At 69.7% G+C, this 23,285-nt stretch carries 24 protein-coding genes; 9 read left to right on the forward strand and 15 right to left on the reverse strand.

Features of this window, described 5'->3' with window-relative positions; all coding sequences use genetic code 11:
- Positions 1-51: 51 nt before the first annotated feature.
- On the reverse strand, positions 52-963 hold the full coding sequence (locus I8J32_RS09945) for a hypothetical protein (protein WP_200611604.1): 912 nt from the start codon (positions 961-963) through the stop codon (positions 52-54).
- Between the two features lie 95 nt (positions 964-1,058).
- Between I8J32_RS09945 and purT the strand changes: the two genes are divergently transcribed.
- Together purT and I8J32_RS09955 are read left to right on the forward strand one after the other, a co-directional pair.
- Positions 1,059-2,261 carry a formate-dependent phosphoribosylglycinamide formyltransferase gene (gene purT / locus I8J32_RS09950; protein WP_200613062.1) on the forward strand — a complete coding sequence of 401 codons (1,203 nt, stop codon included), beginning with the start codon at positions 1,059-1,061 and terminating at the stop codon, positions 2,259-2,261.
- A gap of 15 nt (positions 2,262-2,276) precedes the next feature.
- Positions 2,277-2,678 (forward strand): hypothetical protein, encoded by a 402-nt coding sequence (locus I8J32_RS09955; protein ID WP_200611606.1) that lies wholly within the window; start codon positions 2,277-2,279, stop codon positions 2,676-2,678.
- A gap of 121 nt (positions 2,679-2,799) precedes the next feature.
- On the opposite strand, the gene I8J32_RS09960 is transcribed toward I8J32_RS09955, so the two are convergent.
- The 7 genes from I8J32_RS09960 to I8J32_RS09990 all read right to left on the reverse strand — a co-directional run bounded on the left by I8J32_RS09960 (position 2,800) and on the right by I8J32_RS09990 (position 9,064).
- Positions 2,800-4,026, reverse strand: a complete 1,227-nt coding sequence (locus I8J32_RS09960; RefSeq protein WP_200611608.1) for an endonuclease/exonuclease/phosphatase family protein — start codon at positions 4,024-4,026, stop codon at positions 2,800-2,802.
- Between the two features lie 120 nt (positions 4,027-4,146).
- A complete protein-coding gene (locus I8J32_RS09965; protein ID WP_200611610.1) occupies positions 4,147-4,473 on the reverse strand; it encodes a hypothetical protein in 327 nt (108 codons plus the stop codon).
- Positions 4,474-4,573: 100 nt separating this feature from the next.
- On the reverse strand, positions 4,574-5,296 hold the full coding sequence (locus tag I8J32_RS09970) for an arginyltransferase (protein ID WP_200611613.1): 723 nt from the start codon (positions 5,294-5,296) through the stop codon (positions 4,574-4,576).
- Between the two features lie 76 nt (positions 5,297-5,372).
- Complete coding sequence (locus I8J32_RS09975; RefSeq protein WP_200611616.1) at positions 5,373-6,524, reverse strand: RNA polymerase sigma factor; 1,152 nt, start codon at positions 6,522-6,524, stop codon at positions 5,373-5,375.
- 147 nt (positions 6,525-6,671) lie between these two features.
- Positions 6,672-7,526, reverse strand: coding sequence for a hypothetical protein (locus I8J32_RS09980; RefSeq protein ID WP_207526543.1), 855 nt, complete (start codon positions 7,524-7,526; stop codon positions 6,672-6,674).
- Between the two features lie 4 nt (positions 7,527-7,530).
- The gene (locus I8J32_RS09985) at positions 7,531-8,412 is read right to left on the reverse strand and encodes an acyl-CoA thioesterase (RefSeq protein WP_200611622.1); all 882 of its coding nucleotides are present in this window, start codon (positions 8,410-8,412) and stop codon (positions 7,531-7,533) included.
- 61 nt (positions 8,413-8,473) lie between these two features.
- Positions 8,474-9,064, reverse strand: a complete 591-nt coding sequence (locus I8J32_RS09990) for an N-acetylmuramoyl-L-alanine amidase (protein WP_200611624.1) — start codon at positions 9,062-9,064, stop codon at positions 8,474-8,476.
- Between the two features lie 43 nt (positions 9,065-9,107).
- Between I8J32_RS09990 and I8J32_RS09995 the strand changes: the two genes are divergently transcribed.
- The 5 genes from I8J32_RS09995 (at position 9,108) to I8J32_RS10015 (ending at position 13,887) form a co-directional block, all read left to right on the forward strand.
- On the forward strand, positions 9,108-9,605 hold the full coding sequence (locus I8J32_RS09995; protein ID WP_200611626.1) for an MOSC domain-containing protein: 498 nt from the start codon (positions 9,108-9,110) through the stop codon (positions 9,603-9,605).
- Positions 9,606-9,660: 55 nt separating this feature from the next.
- Positions 9,661-10,185 (forward strand): alpha/beta family hydrolase, encoded by a 525-nt coding sequence (locus I8J32_RS10000; RefSeq protein ID WP_200611628.1) that lies wholly within the window; start codon positions 9,661-9,663, stop codon positions 10,183-10,185.
- Positions 10,182-12,326: a bifunctional 23S rRNA (guanine(2069)-N(7))-methyltransferase RlmK/23S rRNA (guanine(2445)-N(2))-methyltransferase RlmL gene (rlmKL, locus tag I8J32_RS10005; RefSeq protein WP_200611630.1), complete on the forward strand. Its 2,145-nt coding sequence runs from the start codon at positions 10,182-10,184 to the stop codon at positions 12,324-12,326. Before I8J32_RS10000 ends, rlmKL begins: the two co-directional genes overlap by 4 nt.
- A gap of 15 nt (positions 12,327-12,341) precedes the next feature.
- Entirely contained in the window at positions 12,342-12,929 is a 588-nt protein-coding gene (locus I8J32_RS10010; RefSeq protein WP_200611632.1) for a class I SAM-dependent methyltransferase, read from the forward strand.
- 103 nt (positions 12,930-13,032) lie between these two features.
- Entirely contained in the window at positions 13,033-13,887 is an 855-nt protein-coding gene (locus tag I8J32_RS10015) for a pirin family protein (RefSeq protein WP_200611634.1), read from the forward strand.
- 148 nt (positions 13,888-14,035) lie between these two features.
- Here the strand turns inward: I8J32_RS10015 and I8J32_RS10020 are convergent, their stop codons facing one another.
- The 7 genes from I8J32_RS10020 to I8J32_RS10050 form a co-directional block, all read right to left on the reverse strand.
- A complete protein-coding gene (locus tag I8J32_RS10020) occupies positions 14,036-14,479 on the reverse strand; it encodes a P-loop NTPase family protein (protein WP_200611637.1) in 444 nt (147 codons plus the stop codon).
- A 157-nt stretch (positions 14,480-14,636) separates the two neighbouring features.
- A complete protein-coding gene (locus I8J32_RS10025) occupies positions 14,637-15,530 on the reverse strand; it encodes a pirin family protein (protein WP_200611639.1) in 894 nt (297 codons plus the stop codon).
- A 6-nt stretch (positions 15,531-15,536) separates the two neighbouring features.
- The gene (locus tag I8J32_RS10030; protein WP_200611648.1) at positions 15,537-15,908 is read right to left on the reverse strand and encodes a hypothetical protein; all 372 of its coding nucleotides are present in this window, start codon (positions 15,906-15,908) and stop codon (positions 15,537-15,539) included.
- A gap of 192 nt (positions 15,909-16,100) precedes the next feature.
- On the reverse strand, positions 16,101-16,811 hold the full coding sequence (locus tag I8J32_RS10035) for an endonuclease V (RefSeq protein ID WP_200611649.1): 711 nt from the start codon (positions 16,809-16,811) through the stop codon (positions 16,101-16,103).
- On the reverse strand, positions 16,811-17,344 hold the full coding sequence (locus I8J32_RS10040) for a phosphoglycerate mutase family protein (RefSeq protein ID WP_200611653.1): 534 nt from the start codon (positions 17,342-17,344) through the stop codon (positions 16,811-16,813). The genes I8J32_RS10035 and I8J32_RS10040 overlap by 1 nt, the downstream gene beginning before the upstream one ends.
- A 79-nt stretch (positions 17,345-17,423) precedes the next feature.
- Positions 17,424-20,915, reverse strand: a complete 3,492-nt coding sequence (mfd, locus tag I8J32_RS10045) for a transcription-repair coupling factor (RefSeq protein WP_207526544.1) — start codon at positions 20,913-20,915, stop codon at positions 17,424-17,426.
- Positions 20,916-21,201: 286 nt separating this feature from the next.
- Entirely contained in the window at positions 21,202-21,801 is a 600-nt protein-coding gene (locus tag I8J32_RS10050; RefSeq protein ID WP_207526545.1) for a GNAT family N-acetyltransferase, read from the reverse strand.
- A gap of 71 nt (positions 21,802-21,872) precedes the next feature.
- On the opposite strand from I8J32_RS10050, the gene I8J32_RS10055 reads away from it, so the two are divergent.
- Positions 21,873-22,220 carry an MmcQ/YjbR family DNA-binding protein gene (locus tag I8J32_RS10055; protein ID WP_200611660.1) on the forward strand — a complete coding sequence of 116 codons (348 nt, stop codon included), beginning with the start codon at positions 21,873-21,875 and terminating at the stop codon, positions 22,218-22,220.
- A 106-nt stretch (positions 22,221-22,326) separates the two neighbouring features.
- Positions 22,327-23,247, forward strand: coding sequence for a cation diffusion facilitator family transporter (locus I8J32_RS10060; RefSeq protein WP_200611663.1), 921 nt, complete (start codon positions 22,327-22,329; stop codon positions 23,245-23,247).
- Positions 23,248-23,285: the final 38 nt, after the last annotated feature.

The following is a 23,285-nucleotide window of genomic DNA, read 5'->3' on the forward strand; positions in this document are numbered from 1 at the left end:
CGCGGGGGCAGGCGCAGGTCGAAGCCCGTCGGGAGGGCTGGACGCCGGTGGCTAGGGGGTGATCCGGTACATGGGCGCGGGAATGAACTCGCCGGTGGCGTATAGGCTGCGTCCGTCGGCGGACCATCCCAGCGCCTCGGCCTGGGGCAGCCAGGGCAGTTCGCGCAGGCGCGGGGCGTGCCGGATCGCCTCGGACCAGCTCTCCTGAGGTCCGCGGTGGTACAGCAGCAGGTCGCGGTAGGTCATCACGGCCAGGGTTTGCCCATCGGGCGAGAGGTCCGCGGCGGTGACCTGGCGCAGCACGCGGGCCTGCCGTGCGTTGCGCCGCGTCTCTTCCGCGCTGGCGACCGGGACGCCGTGCAGGGTTCCCAGTCGCGTGGCGGTGACGATCCGGGTGGAGGGCTGCAGCGGCAGGGAGAACATTTCCGGCGGCTGGCGCTTCTTCGAAATCAGCAGGATCCGGCGGTTGGGCGCATCGACGGCCACGGCCTCGCAGTCGCGCGCGCCGTCGGGCCAGCGAAAGGCGATCGACCACGCCGGCCGGATGCGTGCGTTCTCCACCTTGTCCGGCTCCTCGACGACGTGCAGCTGCAGGGTCCGCCGCAGGCCGCCGTTGTCGCCGGTGTCGGCGATCAGCAGGTAGTCCTTGCCGTCGAGGCGGAAGGCGGCGAGGTCTTCCCAGTCGGTCTTGGTCACCCCCTCCAGGCGCACCGTGGCCAGGCGCTCGCCGTTCTTCGGACTGATCGCGAACAGCCGCGCGGGGTTGCCGCCGTCGTCGTTGAGCCACAGCACGTCGCGGTGGCGCCGGGAAGCCGCCAGCCCGCTGATTTCCGCCAGTTGCGAGTCCACCAGCAGCACGCCGGACAACGCGCCCGACTCCGGCGGGGCCGCGTCCTTGTCGGTGCAGGCGGCCAGCAGGCAGGCGAGGACGATGGCGGACCAGGCGGGGGAAGGGCGTGGCATGGCCGAAGCATCGCACGCGCACCGCGGCGGCGACCACGCCGGCCTCGCAGGTTGCCCGGCTACACTACCCGGCCCTCGCCATGCCCATGCAGACCATGACCCGGATCGGTACGCCACTGTCGCCCCATGCCCTGCGTGTGCTGTTGCTCGGTTCGGGCGAGCTGGGCAAGGAAGTGGCGATCGAACTGCAGCGCCTGGGCGTGGAAGTGATCGCGGCCGACCGTTACGCCGACGCGCCGGCCATGCAGGTCGCCCATCGCAGCCACGTGCTGGACATGCTCGACGGCAATGCCATCCGTTCGCTCGTCTCCATCGAGCAACCCCATCTGATCGTCCCCGAAATCGAGGCGATCCATACCCAGACCCTGGTGGAACTGGAGGCCGAATTCGCCGCCCAGGGCAACGGCGCCTCGCGCGTCATCCCCACGGCACGCGCCGCACGCCTGACCATGGACCGCGAGGGCATCCGCCGCCTGGCAGGCGAGACGCTGGGACTGGCTACTTCGCCCTACAGGTTCGTCGATACGCGCGAGGAATATCGCGCCGCCATCGAACAGGTCGGCCTGCCTTGCGTGGTCAAGCCGGTGATGTCCTCGTCCGGCAAGGGCCAGTCGACGGTGCGCACCCCGGCCGACATCGATGCCGCCTGGGATTACGCGCAGACCGGCGGCCGCGCCGGCGCGGGCCGGGTCATCGTGGAGGGCTTCATCGATTTCGACTACGAGATCACCCTGCTCACCGTCCGCCACCGCGACGGTACGACTTTCTGCGACCCCATCGGTCACCTGCAGCGCGACGGCGACTACCGGGAAAGCTGGCAGCCGCAGCCGATGTCGCCGCGTGCGCTGGAACGTTCGCAGCAGATTGCACGGGCGATCACCGACGACCTGGGCGGCTGGGGTGTGTTCGGCGTGGAACTGTTCGTCAAGGGTGACGAGGTGTGGTTCAGCGAAGTCTCGCCGCGTCCGCACGATACCGGCCTGGTCACGCTGGCCTCGCAGGACCTGAGCCAGTTCGCGCTGCACGCGCGGGCGATCCTCGGCCTGCCGATCCCCGGGATCCGGCAGAACGGGCCTGCCGCCTCGTGCGCGCTGCTGGCGCAGGGACACGGGGTGCCGGTGTTCGAGGGCGTCGCCGCCGCGCTGGCCCAACCGGACACGCAGCTGCGCCTGTTCGGCAAGCCGCGCGTGGAAGGGCAACGCCGCGTGGGCGTAACGCTCGCGCTGGGCAAGGACATCGACGATGCCCGCGAGCGTGCGCGCGACGCGGCCTCACACCTCACCATCGAGCTGCGCTGAGCGTCGGAGAATTCCATGGCACCACATGACGCCCCCGGCTACGTCGTCTATTTCTTCGACCAGGCGCTCGAGGCACTGGGCGAACCGATCAAGCCCTACCTGCAGGAAGGCAACTGCGTCCTTTGCCGGGAAGTCGACACGGCCGGGTCACTGGTGGAGATGACGCTGGATGCCCGCACGCCGGACGGCACCCAAGTCAAGGTGGAACTGATGGTGCCCACGCAGATGGTGCGGATGATCGTGTCCGCCCACGGCGACGAGAAGTTCGGCTTCCATCCACGCATCCCGATCGCCCCCACCTCGCCGCTGCCGCCCGTCGGCCCCACCGCCGCACCCGCCGACGCTCCGTCCCAGGCGGTGCCCGCGGCGCAAGACTCGCCGACGCAGACGCCCACGCAGACGCCGCCCAAGCCCTGACACGCGCGCCCGCCGGTGCGCGCGATGCCCGCGATCGCTGGCGCGACTTCGGCGCAGAGGGTCGGCAATCGCAGGTCCGCGGTAGATCCACGGTCCTGCTGTCTTCATGCGCTGCCGTGCTTCAGCGCCCGCGCAGGTCCAGCCACACCAGGTGGTGGTCGCTGGCACCGGTGATATCGGCTTCCGGCGTGCCGCTGACGGGCCAGAACACGCCGCCGTCGACGACGCGCAGGTTGCGGGACGGCAGCACGTAGTCCAGCCGCAACGTGCCTGCCGCCGGCCCGAAGTCGCCCGTGTGCGTGCCCACGTCACCCGTGCGCGCCAGGCCGCGATCGGCCGCGCGCTCCACGGCCCCGGCGCTGCGCGGGACGAACGTCGCGTCCACCCGCGGGTGGGCCAGCAGCTGTGCGATCGCCCCCGGACGCCCGGCCCCGTCGGACGGGTCGGCGTTTAGGTCGCCTGCGATGACGAAGCGCGCGTCGGCGGGCAATCCGCCGCAGCGGCCGATGTCGTCGCACAGCCATGGCTGCGGTTCATCGGACAGGTAGCGTGCCCACAGCCCGATCTCGTCGAAGTTGCGCAGACCGTTGCGGTCCTCGGGGCCGTCGAAGACCGGCGGCGTCGGATGCGCGGCCAGCAGGTGCACGACGCCCAGCGCGGTGTGGATGGGAACATCCCAGTGCGACTTCGAGGACAGGCGCAGCCGCGACCACACGGCATCGCGGTGGAAAGGCGCTCCGGTGGCCGGGTTCGACGGTCGCGCGGCGCCCGGCATCGACTGCCACTTCAGCAGGGAAAACGTGCGCACGGCCGGCGCATCGATCGGATGACGCGACAACACCAGCATTCCGTATTGCCCGGGGTGCAGGCCATAACCCCACGCGTCGTCGCCGCGCGCGCGGCCCTGCGTACCCACGACGCCGTCTGCGTTGAGATCCAGCCCACTGGGCACGCCCGTGTTGACCGGAGCGAGGTAGCGGTGCGGATAGTGCAGGGGCTGTCCGCCGCCGGGCTGGGCCACTTCCAGGTAACGGTGCTGGAACAGGTCGGCGGCCCGTTGCGGGGCGTCGTAATCGAACTCGTTGAGCAGCACGATGTCCGGTCGCACGCGCTGCAGCACGGCGGCGATCTTCGCCGCATGGTCATCGCCGGATTCCAGGCGCCGTACCAGGCCGCCCTCGGCGTCGTCGTAGAGCGAGGTGTTGTAGGTCGCCACCCGCAGTTTCGGGCCCATGCCCATGCTCTCCGCCCAGGCGTCCGGGTCGCCGTGCACGGCCACGCGCACGCAACCGGCCAGGAGAAGCAAGGCCGACAGCACGCTGCACCATGCGACGCGGGATCGCTGCATGGCGGGATGATCGCAGGTCGGTGTGAGTCTGTCGTTGATACTTGCCGGACACGCGCTTCGCCGCCGCCAGCAGCTGGCAGCGACGGGTCGCTCAGGACAGCCGGTGTCGCCCCGGCAACGTCACAGGGTGCAGCCCAGCGGGGCCAGTTCCTCGCGTGCCAACGCCTGGCTGACCGTGCAGGACTGCGGCAGCGTCTGGCGGTGTTGGGGGTGGGCGGCGGCCTGCTTCCAGGTGGCGAACGTCTCGCGCGCCTGCGCGGTGAGCGCAGCGCGGCGGTCGGGCGGAAGCTGGCTGATGCACGCGCTGATGCGCGCGAGGTAATCGTCGCACTGCGCCACCCCGATCGTGGCCTCCTCGATGTTGTGGGCGGTGCGGCTCTCCGCCGGGGCGCAGGAGGTGGTTGCCAGGCACAGTGCCGCGGCAGCGAGGATCAGGTCGAGGCGCATGGAGGTTGCTCGCGAAGGCCGTGCCCGTGGACGGCGACGCGGCACAGTTCAGGCGAGGGGTGTTACCGGGTCATGAAACCTGGATGACGCTCCGGGCAGTTCACTCCAGCTCCCGCCATTCGCGGCCGTCGAAGCCTTCCAGTGGCTTGAAGCGGCGCTTGTAGTCCATCTTGCGATGGCCGGCGATCCAGTAGCCCAGGTAGAGATGCGCGCGCTCGGTGCTGCGCGCCCATTCGATCTGCCGCAGGATGGCCAGCGTGCCCAGGCCGCGTGCGACCAGGTCGGGTTCGAAGAAGGTGTAGACCGCTGACAGTGCGTTTTCCACCAGGTCGGTCACAGCCACCGCCAGCAGTCGACCGTCCTCGCGCAGTTCGATGAAGCGGCCCTGGCTCCAGCTGCCCACCAGGAACTGGTCGAACTCGGTCGCGCCATGGGTATCCATGCCGCCGCCCGCGTGGCGCGCGGCCAGGTAGCGGCGATACAGCGCGAGTTGCTCGTCGGTCCGCTCGGCCGGCAGGACGCGCGTTTCCACGGTGGCGTTGGCCGCCAGGCAGCGGCGCTGGCTGCGGTCGGGCCGGAAGCGGTGGACCGGAATGCGCACCGCGGTGCAGGCGCGGCAATTGTTGCAATGCGGCCGGTAGACGATGTCTCCCGAGCGCCGGAACCCCCACCCCAGCGCCAGCGGATACCACTGGCCCATGCGTGGATCGCGGGGATCGAAGACGAGGTCGCGGGCGACCCGCTCGGGCCAATAGCCGCAAGGATGCTCCGCGGTCTGGAACAGACGGAAGTCGTCGGTGTACTGGCCCGGGTCCTTGCCCATGGGGGCAGCATAGCGCGCAGGCGCGCCAATGTTGTCGACAGCGGCGGGATTCTGCCAGCAGCCTGCCTGTGCCCGGTCAGCCGTGGATGTGGCCGGAGCCCAGCACCAGCAGCACCAGCCCACCGATCATCGCGATGTTCGTGATGAGCACGCCGGTGACGCCCCAGACCAGGCGGTAGGCCAGCGCCCGGCGGCCCGCTCCTTCGGGCCGGCGCCGCGCGTCGCGTTCGCGCATCGGATTCATCATGCGGGGCAGGGGCACGAGCAACTGGTAGTTCAGCACCGGCAGCGCACCCAGCGTGAGCGCGGACAGCAACTGCCAGCTCGGCGCCAGCACCGCGGCAGCCATGATCGCGGAGCTGAGCGCGACGCTCGTGAACGCGTACTGGCGGACCCAGCGCCGGATCGCCGTCCGCTCCAGATCGGTATCGGCGTAGGCCTGGAGCTGCCGTGCGCAGAAATAGAGCCCGGCCAGGCCGCCGGCGATGCCCGCGCCCAGGCCGGCCGTGAAGCCCAGGAAAAGCTTGCCCAAGGTCGCACCGGCCACGCCCGAACCCGCGGCGACCATGCCGGCGGCCGATGCGGGTTTGCTCAGCGAACCCAGCGCGGTGGTGACCACCGTGGCGAACGCCGCCGACGGCGCGCTGTTGCGCGCGAACTCGCCGAAGCGGCGCATCAGGTCCTCGCGGACGCTGCCACGGGCACGCGAGAGGCGCTTGCGCACCGCGGCGTCGCTCAGGCCCAGCAGGTGCGCGACCTGCTGCGAACTCTGGCCTTCGCGGTAATACAGCAGCAGCACCTCGCGGCTTTCGTCGGGCAGTGCCGAGATCAGGTCGGCCGCCACGGCCTGCTGTTCGTGCTCGATGATCCGGTCGGCCGGGCCCGGCTGGGGATCCGCGGCGGCTTCGATCGCGGCCTCGGCGTCATCGGCGGCGCGGGGACGGCGTTGCACGCCGCGCAAGTGGTCGTGGGCCAGGTTGCGGGTGATCTGCCGCAGCCAGGGCAGGAAGCTGGAGGGGTTCTGCAGACGTTGCAGGTTCTGCCAGGCATTGAGGAACGCCTCCTGGGCGATGTCCTCGCTGGTACCCACGTCGCGGGTGATCGCCAGCGCCACCGCGGTCACCGTGTTCTGGCTCGCGGCGACGATCCGCCCGTAGGCGTGCGGGTCGCCATTTGTGGCGGCGGGCAGTTCGCGCAGGATCAGGTCTTCGACGGTCAGGGCGGTCATGTCGGCGCGCTCAGCGGGCAGGTCGGGCTTGCAGACCGGGACGCGCGCCGGCGCCGGATGTGACCGCTTCCGGCGCGCGGTGCACCAAAAAACGTCCCGGCGCGCCCTCGGGGCGCGCGCGCCGCCCCGGGGTTCCAGCGGGCGCGCTCAGCCCGACAGGCCAAACGAGGCCACGTGGCGCAGCACCTTCACCACCTGCCAGCGCCCACCCGTGCGCCGCACTTCCAGGGTCTTGTAGTGGGCGAACTCGCCGTGGTGGAAGGATTCGAACTCGATCGTGCCCGAGTTGGCGCCCGTCGACTTGAACGAGTGCACCGCGGCCAGCAGGGCCGGCTTGCCGGTCTTCTTCTCGATGCTGCCGCGGGCAGGGTCGTAGTCGCGCAGGCAGGCCGATCCGGGCACCGCGCCCTGGCCGGTCGGCCGCACCCAGCGGATGACCGCCGGCGAAGCATCGCGGCCATCCACTGTCAGGCACAGCACCATGTTGCGCTGGGTCAGTTCACGCGCGAACACCGCCTGGGCCAGCGCCTCGGGTGTGCCGCCGGCGGCGATCGCCGTCGACGGGACGGGTACGGCGGCCGACGTCACGACCTTCGCGTCGGGCTGGCGGGAGTAGCACCCGCGCAGCATCGCCAGCACGATGATCACGGCCATCGCGGCCAGCAGTCCGACCTTGAAGCGGAACATGCGCTTCTGTGCCGGCGTCTTCGACACCTCGACCGGGTCGTCGCGGAAGCTGAGCGGAATGAAGCTGTCGCTCTGGCGGGTGGATTCGATCAGGCCGTGTTCGCGCAGCAGCTCGCGCGCACGCACCTTGTCTTCCGACCGCACGATCCAGACCGCCGGCTTGGGGGCGTTCTGGTCGGCGTAGCTGTGCCGGCTGCGCATGGCGCCCTTGTAGGAGCGGCCATCGGTGATGCGCACCTCCAGGCCCGCATCCTTGAGGAGCTGGGCCACTCGCTCCACGTTCTCCAGGCGAAGACTGCTGAAAACCTGACGCATCCGATCACGAACCCTTGGCGTCGCGCACGACGCGGATGAGGCCTTCCTGGGCGGTACTGGCGACCAGCCGGCCGTGGCGGTCGTACACCATGCCGCGCGCCAGCCCGCGCGACTGCTGCGCGCTGGGGCTGTCGATGGAATAAAGCAGCCAGTCGTCGGTCCGGAATGGCCGGTGGAACCACATGGCGTGGTCGAGCGAGGCCATCTGCACGTTGGGCTGGTAGTAGCTGATGCCGTGCGGGAACGTCGCGGTGCCCAGCAGCTGGAAGTCCGAGGCGTACGCCAGCAGCGCGCGATGCAGTTCCGGCGCATCGCCGACCGGCTCGCTCAGCTTGAACCACACCTGCTGGAAGGGCGGGCGCTTTGGCGGATTGAGCTCGTCGCGCGGATACACGTGGCGAAATTCGAACGGCCCCTGCCGCGAGACCCAGCGCTGCACCTTGGTCGGCAGCGTGGCCAGCACCTCCGGCGCCAGCGCGGGCGAGGGATCGATGTCCTCCGGCATCGGCACTTCCGGCATCGACAGCTGGTGTTCGGCGCCGGATTCTTCCTTCTGGAAGGAGGCCGCGAGGAACAGGATCGGCTGGCCGTGCTGGATGGCGGTCACGCGCCGCACCGAGAAGCTGCCGCCGTCGCGGGTGCGGTCGACCATGTAGACGATGGGCGCCTCGATGTTGCCCGCGCGCAGGAAGTAACCATGCAGCGAGTGCGCCGCCCGTGGCTCGTCTTCGTCGAGGGTGGCCTGGGCCGCGGAGAGCGCCTGGCCAAGCACCTGGCCGCCGAAGACGTACTTGGTGCCGATATCGCGGCTCTGGCCGCGGAAGAGGTTGTCTTCGAGCCGTTCGAGCGAGAGCAGTTCGATCAGCTCGGAAACGGGAGAGGTCATGGGGCGGCGATTCGGTGGTGCGAGGACGGCAAGTATACGGGCGCGCCCTTGGCGCCCGGGCTCAGGGCTCCGCCGTCCGCGCGGGGACGAGCCGCTGCAGTTCCACCGCCGCCAGCACCCGCGGCCAGGGGAAGCGGGGTCCCGGGTCCCGCTTGCGCGGCACCAGGGCGCCCGGATCGTCCGAGGCCGGTGCGGTGTCGGTATCCAGGTCCTCGTGGCCGGCGATCAGGCGCAGCGCCGGCAATTCCACCCGCAGCCGCCGCAGCAGCGCGATCAGGGCTTCGATCTGGGCGTCGGGGTAGGGCTCGTCCATCGCCTGGTGGCGCGAATCGTGCCAGCGCGGGTAGCGGCCGGTGTTGACCAGTTCGATGCCCACTGAACGCGGGTTGTAGCCGCGGACGTGGTGCGCGATGCGTTGCGGGGCGACGTACTGCAGCACCGCGCCATCCCGGTCGATGTAGTAGTGCCCGCTGTTGCCGGTGCCCGATGCGTAGAGTTCACGTTCGCCGAATTCACGCGCCTGCGCGAGATCGGGCAGTTCGGTGCAATGGATGACGACCAGGTCGATCTGCGACAGGGGGCGCGCATCCAGCCGGGCCTCGTAGGGCAGCGGATCGACCGTGACGGGAAGCGGCGGAAGCTCGGGCAGCATGGGCCGGATGCTAGCATTCACCCTGCGTTTTTCCGGAGCCGTCATGGCCCTGCCTCCTCCCGACTCCGAACTCGGCAAGCTGATGGCGACCCTGCCGCAGACGGGCCGCGTGGAGTGGATCGGGCTGCGGCCGCGTCGCGAGGCCGCCATGCGGATGGTGGACAGCGTGCAGGCGACGGCAGGCCGCGGACTGGCGGGTGACCGCTACACCGGCGGCAGCGGCAAGCGTGGCGTCACCCTGATCCAGGCCGAGCATCTGCCCGTCATTGCGGCGTTGTCCGGCCATGCCGCGGTCGAGCCGGCACTGCTGCGCCGCAATCTGGTTGTCTCCGGGCTGCCGCTGGTTGCACTCAAGGGACGGCGCTTCCGCATCGGCGATGTCGTGCTGGAAGGCACCGACAGCTGCGACCCCTGTTCGCGCATGGAAGCCGCGCTCGGTCCCGGCGGTTACAACGCGATGCGCGGGCACGGCGGGCTGTGCGCGCGGATCCTGGAAGGTGGTTGCCTGCGTGTAGGCGACCCGGTACTGGCACTGGCCTGAGATCTCCGGAGCGGCCTCTTCGCCCGGCGCGCTCCACATCACGGAATTCCTGAGAATGGTTGGACATTGCATCCTGTGCCACGGCTTCGAGAGCGGCCCGGACGCCACCAAGGTGACTGCGCTGGCGCAGGCCGCGCAGCGGCACGGCTGGACCCACGAGCGACCGGACTTCACCGACCTGGACGCAAAGCGCGACGTCAGCGGCCTGGGTGACGTCGCCGCACGCGTGGCGCGCTTGCTGGCCCTGGCGCAGGACGCCGCCGCGCGCGGTCCGCTGGTGCTGGCCGGCTCCAGCCTGGGTGCCTGGATCGCCGGACACGTGTCGATGCAGGTGCCTGTCGCCGGCCTGTTCCTGATGGCGCCGCCGATCTCGCTCGACCCCTCGCACCCGCTGCAGGCGGCCAGCGTTCCCACCAGCCTGGTGCATGGCTGGGACGATGAACTCATCCCCGCCGCGCAGGTGGTGGAGTGGGCCGCCGCGCGCCGCTCGCGCCTGCTGATGGTGGACGACAGCCACCGGCTGTCGGCGCACGTCGATGCGAGCGCGCAGGCGTTCGCCCAATTGCTGGAGTCACTGTGAAGTTTTTCGCCAGTTGCGGAAAGGGCCTGGAATACCTGCTGGCCGAGGAACTGCTCGCCCTCGGCTGCAGCCGCGCGACGGCGACCATGGCTGGCGTCAACGTCGAAGGCACGATGGCCGACGCGCAGCGCGCCGTCCTGTGGTCTCGCCTGGCCAGCCGCGTGCTGTGGCCACTGGCGGAGTTCGAATGCGCGGACGAGATGGCGCTGTATGAAGGCGCCGCCGCGGTCCGCTGGCCCGAGCATCTCGCCTCGGGTGACACGATCGCGGTGGATGCGCACGTGTCCGGCGAGGCGCTCACCCATGCGCGCTATGCCGCGCAGCGGGTCAAGGACGCCGTGGTCGACACCATGCGCGCGGCCACCGGCACGCGGCCGGATGTCGACGTGGAATCACCGGGCCTGCGCCTGAACCTGGTGGTGCGCAAGGGGCGCGCGGTGCTGTCGGTAGACCTGGGTGGCGGTCCGCTGCACCGGCGCGGCTGGCGTCGCCTGCAGGGCGAGGCACCGCTGAAGGAAAACCTCGCCGCGGCCGTGCTGTTGCGCGGCGGCTGGCCGCGCGTGTATGCCGCCGGCGGCGCCCTGGTCGACCCGATGTGCGGCAGCGGCACGCTCGTCATCGAAGGCGCGATGATGGCCGCCGACGTCGCGCCGGGCCTGATGCGGCTCGGAGGCTTTCCACCGACGCTGTGGCGGGGATTCGATGCCGCGGGCTGGGACGTCCTGCGCAACGAAGCGCTGCAGCGCGAGGCCGCGGGCCGCGCCGCATTGCGCCCGGCCTTCCACGGCAGCGACCTGGACCCACACGCGATCCGCGCCGCCCGCGAGAACGCTGCCGCGGCTGGCGTCGCGGAAGCGATCGAGTGGAAGGTGGTCTCCGTGGCTGCGCTCGAGGCGCCGACCGATGCGCCCGCCGTCGGCCTGGTCGCCTGCAATCCGCCTTACGACGCGCGGCTGGCGGCGGACCCCGCGCTGTACCGCGCACTGGGCACGCGACTGCGCGAGGTTCTGCCGACCTGGCGCGCGAGCCTGCTGTGCGGCGACGCCGACCTGGCCTTCGCCACCGGCCTGCGCGCCGGCAAGAAGTACCAGTTGTTCAACGGCGCGATCGAATGCACGCTGATCCAGGTCGACCCTATCGCGCCGCCGCAACGGGAACGTACCGAATCTGCCCCCGCGCTGGCCGAAGGCGCGCAGATGGTGGCCAACCGCCTGCGCCGCAACCTGCGCAAGCTCAAGGCCTGGCGCGAGCGCGAGGGCGTCACCTGCTATCGCGCCTACGATGCGGACATCCCCGAATACGCCGCGGCGATCGACGTCTACGAGACCGCCGAACCCACGCCGCGGCTGTACCTCCATGTGCAGGAGTACGCCGCGCCGGCCGAGATTCCGCTGGATGTGCAGCGGCGCCGGCTGAACGAATTGCTCGCGGCCACACGCGAGGTCTTCGCCGTGCCGCGCGAGCGGATCGCGCTGAAGACCCGCAGCCGCGGCAAGGGTGGCAGCAAGTACGGGCAGTTCGACACCCGCGGCGAATTCATCACCGTTCGCGAAGGCGACGTCCTGCTGCGCGTGAACCTGTTCGACTACCTGGACACCGGGCTGTTCCTCGACCACCGGCCGCTGCGCCTGCGGCTGGCGGAAGAGGCCCAGGACGCGCGCTTCCTCAACCTGTTCGCCTATACCGGGGCCGCCACCGTGCATGCCGCGGTGGGTGGCGCGCGGCAGACGACCACGGTCGACCTGTCCTCGACCTACCTGGAATGGTGCGCAGACAACCTGCGCGAGAACGGCATGGGCGGCACCCGTCATCGCCTGGCGCAGGCCGACGCGATGGAATGGCTGCAGCGCGACACGGGCGAGTACGACCTGGTTTTCTGTGACCCGCCGACGTTCTCCAATTCGAAGCGGGCGCAGGATTTCGACGTGCAGGCGCGCCACGTGGACCTGCTGCGCGCCGCGGTGGCTCGGCTGTCGCGCGAAGGCGTGCTGTATTTCTCCAACAACTTCCGCCGGTTCCGGCTGGACGAGACGGCGATCGCGGAGTTTGCACGCTGCGTTGAGATCAGCGCCGATACCATCCCCCCTGACTTCGCGCGCGATGCCCGCATCCATCGTTGCTGGCAGCTGCGCCGCCTCTGACGGGCAGGTGATGCGATGAAGCGACCCCGGGCCGGCGCGCTCACGTTCTTCTGGCAGTGGCTCAAGAATCCGCTGCGCATGGCCTCGGTCACGCCATCCAGCGCCGAACTGGCGGCCGCGATGATCGAGGAACTGCCCGACGACACCACGCGGGTGATCGAACTGGGCGGCGGGACCGGCGCGATCACGCGAGCCTTGCTGGCGGCCGGCATCCAGGCCCGCCAGTTGCTGGTGCTGGAACTCAACGAAGAGCTGCACGCGCACCTGCACGCGCGCTTCCCCGATGTGTACGTGGTGCTGGGCGATGCCCACTCGCTGCCCGAACTGGCCCGGGGAAGCGGCTACCTGGATCGCGGCCTGGCCGATGCCATCGTGTCCAGCCTGGGCCTGCTGACCATGCCACCATCGCTGCAGGGCGAGATCATCGCCGCAGCGCTGGCCTGCCTGAAGCCGGACGGCGTCTTCATACAGTTCACTTACGGCCCAACCTCGCCGGTGGCCGACGAAGTGACGCGGGAACTGGGACTGACGGTCAGCCGTGGCGAGTTCGTGCTGCGCAACGTGCCCCCGGCCACGGTCTTCGTCTACCGTCGGACGGGATGAGGCGCCGCATTGGCGACGCCGCTGCAACGATGCTTCGACGCAGCCGCGCTGGGCGCGTGCGGGCTTCATCCCCACTAAGGGGGCTCCTACACGGAGGATCGCCATGAATTCTGCCCACGATGCCCGCGCCCGCGTCCAGCGGATCCTGCGCGGCCAGCCGACGTCCGATGGGGCGGGCGTGCGCCTGACGCGTGTGATCGGTGGCCCGTCGCTGCCCGACTTGGATCCGTTCCTGCTGCTGGACGAATTCGGCACCGATCGGCCGGAGGACTACCTGGCGGGATTTCCCGAACACCCTCACCGGGGCTTCGAGACGGTCACCTACATGCTGGACGGGCGCATGCGCCATCGCGACAACCACGGCAACGAGGGGTTGCTGACGCCAGGAAGCGTGCAGTGGATGACGGCCGGCCGCGGCCTGGTGCATTCGGAGATGCCCGAGCAGGAGGAAGGCCGGATGCGTGGCTTCCAGCTCTGGGTGAACCTGCCCGCGCGCGAGAAGATGACCGATCCGCGCTACCAGGAGTTTCCGGCCGCAGGCATCCCCGTCGTGGCGCCCGCACCGGGTGTGAGCGTCAAGGTGATTGCCGGCGAAGTGGACGGCGTGCGCGGACCGATCGTGCAGGCGTCCACGCAGCCGCTCTACCTGGACGTGTCGCTGGACGCGGGGCGGGACTGGTCGCACTTGCTGCCGTCGGGCCACAACGCCTTCGCCTATGTGTACGAGGGCGCCGTGCGGCTGGGCGAGGGCGAGGACGGCCGCGACGTGCGCGCGCAGGAACTGGCGGTGCTCGGTGGCGGCGATGCGCTCTCGGTCACCGCGCTCGAGCCCGCGCGCCTGATCGTCGTGGCCGGACGGCCGCTGCGCGAACCGGTGGCGCGCCACGGACCTTTCGTGATGAACACGCGGCAGGAGCTGATGCAGGCCTTCGTCGATTTCCAGGAAGGCCGGTTTTGAACCAGTTCGTTCAACAGTCCTATTGAGCCCGCGTCGTCCCGGCCCGCCATTCGCCCGGCGCGACGGGGACTTCAATGAAAACGGCGCGGGCCCGGAGGCACGCGCCGCGTTCGTGTCGGCGACCGGACGTCCGGTCGCGCGCGATGCCTCAGTTGCTGCTCAGCCGGGTGCCGGCGAACTTCAGAGACTGGGTCGACTTCAGTGACTGCGTGAGCGCTTCCGGGCTGGCGGCCTGCACCGAGATGTGCGCCACGCGTCCATCGGGCATGTCCACGAGCGCTTCGCGGGCCTGCAGCTTGGTGCCGGCGATCTCGGCGCGATACCACATGACCTCGCGGCCATCGATGTTCACGCGTTCGGCGCGGTTGGCGTTCTTGGGCTTGAAGGGAGCCTGGGGCGAGATGTAGACGCCAAACACTTCGGTGCCGTCGGCCTTGAGTGCGCGGCAGAAGTCGAAGTTCGGGCCGGCGCGGTGTTCCCAGGTCAGTCCGGTGGAGGCGTCCAGGTACGGGCAGGCTCCTGCGCTTTGGGCGGCGGCCGTCCCGGCCAGCGGCAGCAACAGCAGACTCAGCATCCAGTTCGACTTGTTCATGGATTTTCCCCTGTGACGTTAAGAGCCGGTGAAGCTTCCGGCTCGTCCCGAACATAGCGCCGTTTCTGGGGCTTGACAAATTACCGCTATTCAGTTTGCCAATCCTGTCGATAGTGTCTGTTGAAACTGTTTCCAGGGAAACTGCAGCTCTTTAAAATCAATCACTTGTGGGCGTTTTTACCGCAGGTGGGTCGGTTCCCGGCAGCGGGATGAATTCGGTCTCTCCTGGCACTGCGCCAAACCGGCCCGCTTCCCAGTCCTGCTTGGCATGCTCGATGCGTTCGCGGTCGCTGGAGACGAAGTTCCACCACAGGTGGCGCGGCCCATCCAGGGGCTCGCCCCCCAGCAGCATCGCCTTCACCGGCGTCCGGGCGCGCAGGATCGGGCGCGTGCCGTCATCGAGCAGTACCAGGTGCTGCGCCGGCAGGTCGCGTCCATCCAGCTGGGCGTCGCCTTCCAGCACGTAGAGCGCGCGCTGGGCGTGGCCCGCGTCGAGCGGCACGCTCGCATCGGGATCGAGGTCGATCGCAACGTAGAGCGTGCCAGCGAACACCTGCACCGGCGACTCCTCGCCGTACGCGCGACCGGCCAGCACGCGAAGCCAGGCGCCTTCGCGCCGCTGCTGTGGAAGCGTGTCGGCAGGATGATGGAAGAACGCGGGCGCGGCTTCCTCGTGCGCGCGGGGCAGCGCGACCCAGGTCTGCAGCCCATGCAATGCATGCGGGTGCTCGCGCAGTCCCGGCGGCGTGCGTTCCGAATGCGCGATGCCGCGGCCGGCCGTCATCCAGTTGATGTCGCCCGGTGTGATCTCCTGCACGCTGCCCAGCGAATCGCGGTGGGTCTGCTGGCCGGCCCACAGGAACGTCACCGTCGCCAGGCCGATGTGCGGATGGGGGCGGACGTCCACGCCGCGGCCCGCTTCGAACGTGACGGGCCCGAAGTGGTCCACGAACACGAACGGCCCCACCGAGCGCGCCTGCACCGAGGGCACCGCGCGGCGCACCTGGAAGCCTCCCAGGTCGTGGATGCGCGGCGCGATGATCGTGGTCACGTTGGCCTACGGAGCCTGCAGGACCAGGGTCACGCGCGGGCGCTCACCCGGCTGCAGCGCGAGCAGCTGCAGCTGCCATGGGCCGACGTCGGCGCTTTTCGTGCGTTCGGTATTGAGCACGACACGGTGCGCCTTGCCGCCGGCGGGCATGTGGTCGAACAGCACGTCGGCATCTCCGGCGCGGATGCACTGGACGTTCGGCGGGCAACGCGAATCGTTGGAAATGCCCGCGTAGTGCAACGTGGACGCGTCGGGCAGCACCGCGCGTTGGCCTACGTCCAGGCTGAACTCCTGACCCGGCGCGATTCCGCCGCTGGCGACACCGCTGACGCAGCCAGTGAGCATCGCGAACATGGCGAGAGTGAGGATCCGGGTCATGGCAACTCCTGTGCGGGGGGAGTGGGCATGGTGCATGGGCCATCGTGAAGCGGCGATGGTGGGGCCGCAAGGCCCGCCCGCTTGCGATCAGGCACGGTAGGCGCGCTCCTTGGCGCGTGTGCTTGTGGGGCGTGCGTCTTCAAGTGCCCCAATCGAGCGTGCCCTTTCCCAGACCGCCTCGTGAGGCAGCCCTTAGGGAGTCTGCCCGTGCGGCACGTGTTCCAGCAGCAGTTCGGCCAGCCGCAGCGGCTCGGGCAGCCGGTGTCCGACTACCCAGCGCATGACCAGTTCCGGGGCCGATGGCAGTGCGACGCGGTGGCCGGGTGACACGGCCAGCGGCTCATGGCCCACCTGGCTGCGCAGCAGCCAGCCCACCTGCTGGCGTTCGTCGCGCAGGGTGGTGAATGCGCCGCGCATGTCGTGCAGCGTCGTGGAGGAATGTCCCAGCAGTACGCGCTGCGCCACGCCAATCGTCGGCAGGTCGGCGGCCAGGCCCAGGTGTGAGGCCAGACCGAGGCGACGCGGGTGCGCCAGGCCGTGCGCGGGCACGAGCGTCATGTCCGGTCGTGCCGGAAGCTGCGCCAGTGCGGCGAGCATCGCGGGCAGTTCGCGGAAACTGCGGAAGCCCCGCAGGTAGGGCATGCGGGCCCGTTCGCGATGCACGCCGGTGGCGATCGTCTGCAGGCTGTCGGCGTCGAGCAGCACCACGGCCGCCTCGACGAATCCCTCGGAGTCGTCCGGGTCGTTCGCGTCGCCGGGCCAGGCACGCACGTGGAATCCCGCCACGCTGCGCACCGGGCGCGGGAAGTCGTCCCGGATGACCACCTGCCGCGCGAGTGCGGCCTGGATGTCCTGAAGCTGGGCCAGGTCGCCAGTCCATTCGGGGACGACCGGATGCGCCATCAATAGCGTTCCTGGCTGAACACGGCAGCGCCGTCGGAGCCGATTCGCACGGTCATCAGGCGGTCGAACTCGGCATCGTCCATCGCAGCGACCGTGCAGGCGCAAAGCGCCGCGGCGATCTGCGGCGCGGTGTTGCTGTGCCCGACGATGAGCACGTGGCCTTGCGCATGGTCGCGGCGCAGTTGGGCAGCGAGCTGGTCGGCCGGCCGGTCGGCGTCATACGTCGTCACGTCCAGGCGATGCGCCTGCGCGGTGGGTGCCGCGGTGAGCTGCGTACGTCGATACGCGGTGGCATACGCCGCGCGCACGGGGAAGCGGCGCAGACGCGAGGCCAGGACCTGTGCGCGCGCCGTGCCGGCTTCGGACAAGCCTGGATCCTTGCCACCGTCGCTGGCCTTCTCGGCGTGGCGCACGACCACGAAGGTGACGCCCGACGCCGCATCCTGGTGCTGACCTGCCGCACTTGCGCAGGCCGACAGCAACAGGACCAGGGCGAACCCGGCGAGGGTTCCGACACACGTGCGCAGGCTCATCGAGGAAATTCCAGGGACGGAAAGGGGGAGTGTGCCGGCTGTGCGCCGGGGCGAGCAGTGTCCAAAGTCTCGGCCGCCCTCAGGCGGCCTTGTCCAGCAGTGTCAGCAGGCCGCGCGCGGCGTCGAATCGCGTGCCCGCGTCGGGCAGGTCCAGCTTGATGCGCAGCTTGTCCGGACCGTCCATCTGGTACAGCTTCGGCTGCCCCTGGATCAGCCGGATCACGGCCATCGGGTCGACGTTGGGACGCTCGACGAACTGCAGCCGGCCGCCCTTGTCGCCCAGGTCCAGTTTGCGGATGCCCATCGCCGTGGAGCGCAGCTTGAGCTCGGCGATCGCGAACAGGTTGCGTGCCGCTTCCGGTAGCAGCCCGAAGCGATCGATCATCTCCACCTGGAGCTCGCGCAGCTCATCGCTGTCGCGTGCGCCGCTGATGCGCTTGTACAGCGTCAGCCGCGTGTGCACGTCGGGCAGGTAGTCCTCGGGAATCAGCGCGGGCACGTGCAGTTCGACCTCGGCGCCGCGCGCCTCGTGCGCATCGACGTCGGGCAGCTTGCCCTGGCGGATCGAGCGCACCGCGCGTTCCAGCAGTTCGGTGTACAGGCTGAATCCAACCTCGGCCATCTGGCCGCTCTGTTCCTCCCCGAGCAGTTCGCCGGCGCCGCGGATCTCCAGGTCGTGGGTTGCCAGGGTGAAACCCGCGCCCAGCTCGTCCATGGCGGCGATGGCGTCCAGGCGCTTGCGCGCATCGGGGGTGATCGCCTTGCGGTCGGGCACGACCAGGTAGGCATAGGCGCGATGGTGCGAACGCCCCACGCGGCCACGCAGCTGGTGCAGCTGCGCCAGGCCGAAGCGGTCGGCCCGATGGATGATGATCGTGTTGGCGTTGGGGATGTCGATGCCCGATTCGATGATGGTCGTCGACAGCAGGACGTTGAAGCGCTGCTTGTGGAAATCGAGCATCACCCGTTCCAGCTCGCGCTCGGGCATCTGCCCATGCGCCACGCCGATGCGCGCCTCGGGGACCAGCTCCTGCAGCTGTCGCTGCATGCGGCCGATCGATTCGACGTCGTTGTGCAGGAAATACACCTGGCCGCCACGCGCCAGTTCGCGCTGGAACGCCTCGCGCAGCTGCGCGTCCTCCCACGGCACCACGAAGGTCTGCACGGCGAGGCGATGGGCGGGCGGGGTGGCGATGATCGACAGGTCGCGCAGCCCGGCCATCGCCATGTTGAGCGTGCGCGGGATTGGCGTCGCCGTCAGCGTGGCCAGGTGGACGTTGGCGCGAAGCGCCTTGAGCGCTTCCTTCTGGCGCACGCCGAAGCGTTGTTCCTCGTCGACGATGACCAGGCCCAGGTCCTTGAACCGCACATCGGGCTGCAGCAGGCGGTGGGTGCCGACGATCACGTCGATCTTGCCGTCGGCAAGCTTCTCCAGCTCGGCCTTGATCTCCTTGGTGGACTTGAAGCGCGACAGCACCTCCACGCGCAACGGCCAGTCGGCGAAGCGGTCGCGGAAATTGCGGTAGTGCTGCTCGGCCAGCAGCGTCGTCGGCACCAGCAGCGCCACCTGCTTGCCGGCCGCCGCGGTCACGAAGGCCGCGCGCACCGCCACCTCGGTCTTGCCGAAGCCCACGTCGCCGCAGACGACGCGGTCCATCGGCTGCGAGCTGCCCAGGTCGCGGATCACCGCCTCGATCGCGGAATGCTGGTCCGGGGTTTCCTCGAACGGGAATGCCGCTGCGAAAGGCTCGTACATGGCCCGGTCCACGTCGATCGCCAGGCCTGCGCGCGCCTGGCGCCTGGCCTCGATTTCGAGCAGCTCGGCGGCCACGTCACGCACCTTCTCGGCGGCCTTGCGCTTGGCTTTGGTCCACTGCTCGCCGCCCAGCGAGTGCAGCGGCGCGGTTTCCACCGACGCACCCGAGTAGCGGCTGATCAGATGCAGTTGCGCCACGGGTACGTACAGGCGGTCGCCCTTGGCGTATTCGATTTCCAGGTATTCGCCGGGAAGGCCACCGGCCTCCAGCGTGATCAGGCCACGGTAGCGGCCCACGCCGTGGTCCTCGTGCACGATCGGCGCGCCCTCGGACAATTCGCCCAGGTCGCGGATGATCGCCTCGGGTTCGCGCCCCACGCGCTTGCGGCGGCGCGGCTGCGAAGCGCGCTCGGGAAACAGCTGGCGCTCGGTCAGCACAGCCAGTTGTGGTGCGTCCAGCGCGAAGCCGTCGTCCAGCGGCGCCACCGCGATGGCGAAACGCTCCGGCTGGGCGAGGAATGCCGGCCAGTCGGGCAGCACCGTGGGCGAGAGCTGCGCGGCCGCCAGCACTTCGATCAGCGCTTCGCGGCGCCCCGGCGAGTCGGCGGCCACCAGCACGCGCCCGGGGTAGCTGGCCAGGAAGGACTTGAGCGCCTGCGCGGGCGCCGCATCCTTCGCCGCCACCGGCAATGCCGGTGCGGGCTGGTCGCCCAGGGCGGCGGCGCGTTCGTACTGGGCGTGCGCGGGCCCGCAGACTTCGATGCGGACTGACTGGTTCAGGCGTTCGCGCAGCGCGTCGGGCGACAGGTAGAGGTCGGTCGGCGGCAGCAGCGGCCGCTCCAGATCGTGCCGGCGCTGCTCGTAGCGCTCCTCGGTCTGCTTCCAGAACTGCTCGGCCGACTCCATCACCCCCTCGCCGAGCAGGGGTAGCGCCGAGGCGTCGAGGTAGTCGAACAGCGTCGCGGTCTCGGTGAAGAACAGCGGCAGGTAGTACTCGATCCCCGCCGGCGCCAGGCCGGCCTTCAGGTCCTGGTAGAGCACGCTGCGCCGGGTGTCGACGTCGAAACGGTCGCGCAGGGCGTCCAGGGCGCGCTTGAGCGCGATCTCGTCCAGGGGCACCTCGCGGCCGGGCAGCAGGTGAACGGCGTCGATTTTCTCGAGCGAGCGCTGCGATTCGGGATCGAAGGCGCGTATGGTCTCGATCTCGTCGTCCAGCAGCTCGACGCGGAACGGCGAGTCCGCGCCCATCGGGTAGACATCGAGCAGGCCGCCCCGCACCGCGAAATCGCCCGGATCCAGGACCTGCGGAACGTGGCGGTAGCCGGCCGACTCGAGCCGCCGCTTTTCGGCGTCGAGGTCCAGGCGCTGGCCCACGCGCACGTCGAAGCTGCCCCCGACGATGTGGCGCAGCGGCGCCAGCCGCTGCAGCAGGGTCTGTACCGGCACCACGACCACCGCGCGCCTGACGCCGGGCAGCCGGTGCAGGGCAGCCAGGCGTTGGGAGACGATGTCGGGGTGTGGGCTGAACTGGTCGTAGGGCAGGGTTTCCCAGTCCGGAAACGCCAGGACATCGACCGGAGGCTGGCCTGCGACGGCTTCGCGCGGGCCCAGGAAGGTCCGCAGGTCCGATTCGAGTTGATGCGCGGCGTGGTTGTCGCGGGCGACGGCCAGAACCGGCCCGTCATGGGTCGCCGCGGCTCGGGCCACGTGCCAGGCGAGCGCCGACGGCGACGCCGGCAGGCGCCACCAGGCGCGTTGCTGGCCGGTCCGGGGCAGGGGCGGGGCGGGAATGGCGTTCGGATCGGGCTTGGGCATGCGGGCGCGCAAAACGTAGGCGGCGCCGGCAGCGAAGCGCGGCCAGCGCAAAGGGGCGGGCAGTGTACGGGAGGCGGGGTCCGCGGCCTGTGTCCGCAGCCCCGCGGCGGGGAGATGGCGCCGGCTGGGCGCGAAAGCAAGGCGCGTGGGGACAAGGCGCCGGGCGGCGCGGGCGCGTCAGCGGTGGCTCGGGAGGCGCCGCAGAATCGCCACCGCTCGCTCATCAAGCGGCAGTGGCGGCGATGATCGCGTCACCGCGTCCAGGCGATCAGCGGGAAATCCGCGATCAGCGCCCGTGCATCGGGTGTGCGGACGACCGCTGGTCGGACGGCGGGCGCGCGGTGCGCGGCTTGAGTTCGAGGACGATTCGCACCAGGCCTGGCGATTCCTGGCGGAATTCGCGCTGGAAGCCCAGCGACTGCGCCAGCGACAGCATCGGGGCGTTGTTCTCCAGCACGTCGCCATACAGGCGCGACAGGCGCTTCCCGCGGGCCCATTTCACCAGCCGGGTCATCAGATAGCGGCCCAGGCCCATGTTCTTGATGTACCGGCTGACGAGGATCGCGAACTCGGCATCACGCCCATTCGCATCCGCGGCCACCCGTGCCACCGCGCCGATCAGCGCCTCGCCCGGGGGCAGGGGTTCGGCGACCACCAGCGCGAACTCGTTGCGCGGATTGGTGTGGGTCAGCTTTTCGGCGGCCTCGGGAGTCAGTTCCCTGACCATATGCAGGAACCGCTGACGGATCTCCTCGGGCTCGAGCAGGCTGAAACCGGCCCGCAGGGGCTCGGCGTCCTCGGGCCGGATCGGGCGTATCAGCACCTGGCGGCCGTTGGCCAGCGTCTGGCGTTCGTGCCAGGGCGGAAGGCGTTCGCGCGCAGTCATGGGATGATCTTGTCACACCGTTTGTCGAGGGCTTCATCACGTGGGTGCGCGAGTCAGCCGGGATCCCGCACATGAATGAACGCAGTTTGCGAGCATTAGCGGCCTGGCCTGGCGTCGAGGCCGGCACCAAGTGGGAAGACGACCTGGTTTTCACGGTCGCGGGCAAGATGTTCTGCGCCACCTGCCTGCGGGGCCCGCAGAAGGGTTCGATCAGTTTCAAGGTCGAGGACGAGCGCTTCCTGGAGCTCACGGAGCGGCCGGGATTCATCCCGGCGCCCTATCTGGCCCGGGCGCACTGGGTGCAACTCCCGGTGGCTTCAGCGATTCCGCGCGACGAACTGCGCCAGCTCATCCGTCGCAGTTACGAGCTGGTCCGGGCGAAACTGCCGAAAAAGACGCAGCAGGCGCTGGCCGACTGACCGGCCGCGCGAGCCCCCGCCGCGGTCCCGCGCGGGGCATCCTTCGGGTCATTCCGGGGCGCGATGCTAGAATCCCGCGGCTTTTTACATTCAAGAAGGAAACTGCATGGCCGGCGGCGGTGATTCGACCCGCGCGATCTTCTTCGCGCTCGGTGCCAACTTTGCAATTGCGGTGGCCAAGGGCGTCGCGGCCTTCTTCACCGGCTCCAGCGCGATGTTCGCCGAAACCGTGCATTCGCTGGCCGACTGCGCCAACCAGGTCCTGCTGCTGCTGGGCCTGCGCCAGGCCAAGCGCCCCGCGTCGCCCGAATATCCGCTCGGCTACGGCAAGGCGATCTACTTCTGGTCGTTCCTGGTCGCCCTCATGCTGTTCAGCGTGGGCGGCGTGTTCTCGCTCTATGAAGGCATCCACAAGCTCCAGCATCCCCAGCAGATCAAGTTCTGGGGCTGGGCGGTGGGGGTGCTGAGCTTCGGCATCATCGCCGAGGCCGTCTCGATGCGCGCCTGCCTGCAGGAAGTCAACAAGTCCCGCGGCAACCGTTCGCTGTGGCGCTGGTTCCGCGAGAGCCGCCAGGCCGAACTGGTGGTGATCTTCGGCGAGGACCTCGCCGCGCTGCTGGGCCTGGTGTTCGCCCTGTTCGCGGTGGTCCTGAGCGTGGTGACCGGCGATCCGTTCTGGGACGCGATCGGCACCATCGCCATCGGCGCGCTGCTGATCGTCGTGGCCGTATTCGTGGCGATCGAGGTCAAGGCGATGCTGATCGGCCAGAGCGTGGATCCCGAGCGCGAGCAGGAGATCCGCCGCTTCCTGGAAGAGCGCGTGGAAGTGGGCCGGGTGATCAGCGTGATCACGCTGCAGCTCGGCAACGACGTGATGGTCGCCGTGCAGGCGGAAATGAGCGAACTGCAGACCACCCGCCACCTGGCCGAGGAGATCAACACCGTGGAACGCGCGCTCAAGGCGCAGTTCCCGGAAGTGCGCTGGAGCTTCTTCGAGCCCGACCTCAAGCCTGAGCTGCAGCCTTAGTCGACGCCGGGCGGGCGCTTCATCGCGCCGGGGCCGGC

Source organism: Lysobacter solisilvae, from assembly GCF_016613535.2.
GTDB classification, from domain to species: domain Bacteria; phylum Pseudomonadota; class Gammaproteobacteria; order Xanthomonadales; family Xanthomonadaceae; genus Agrilutibacter; species Agrilutibacter solisilvae.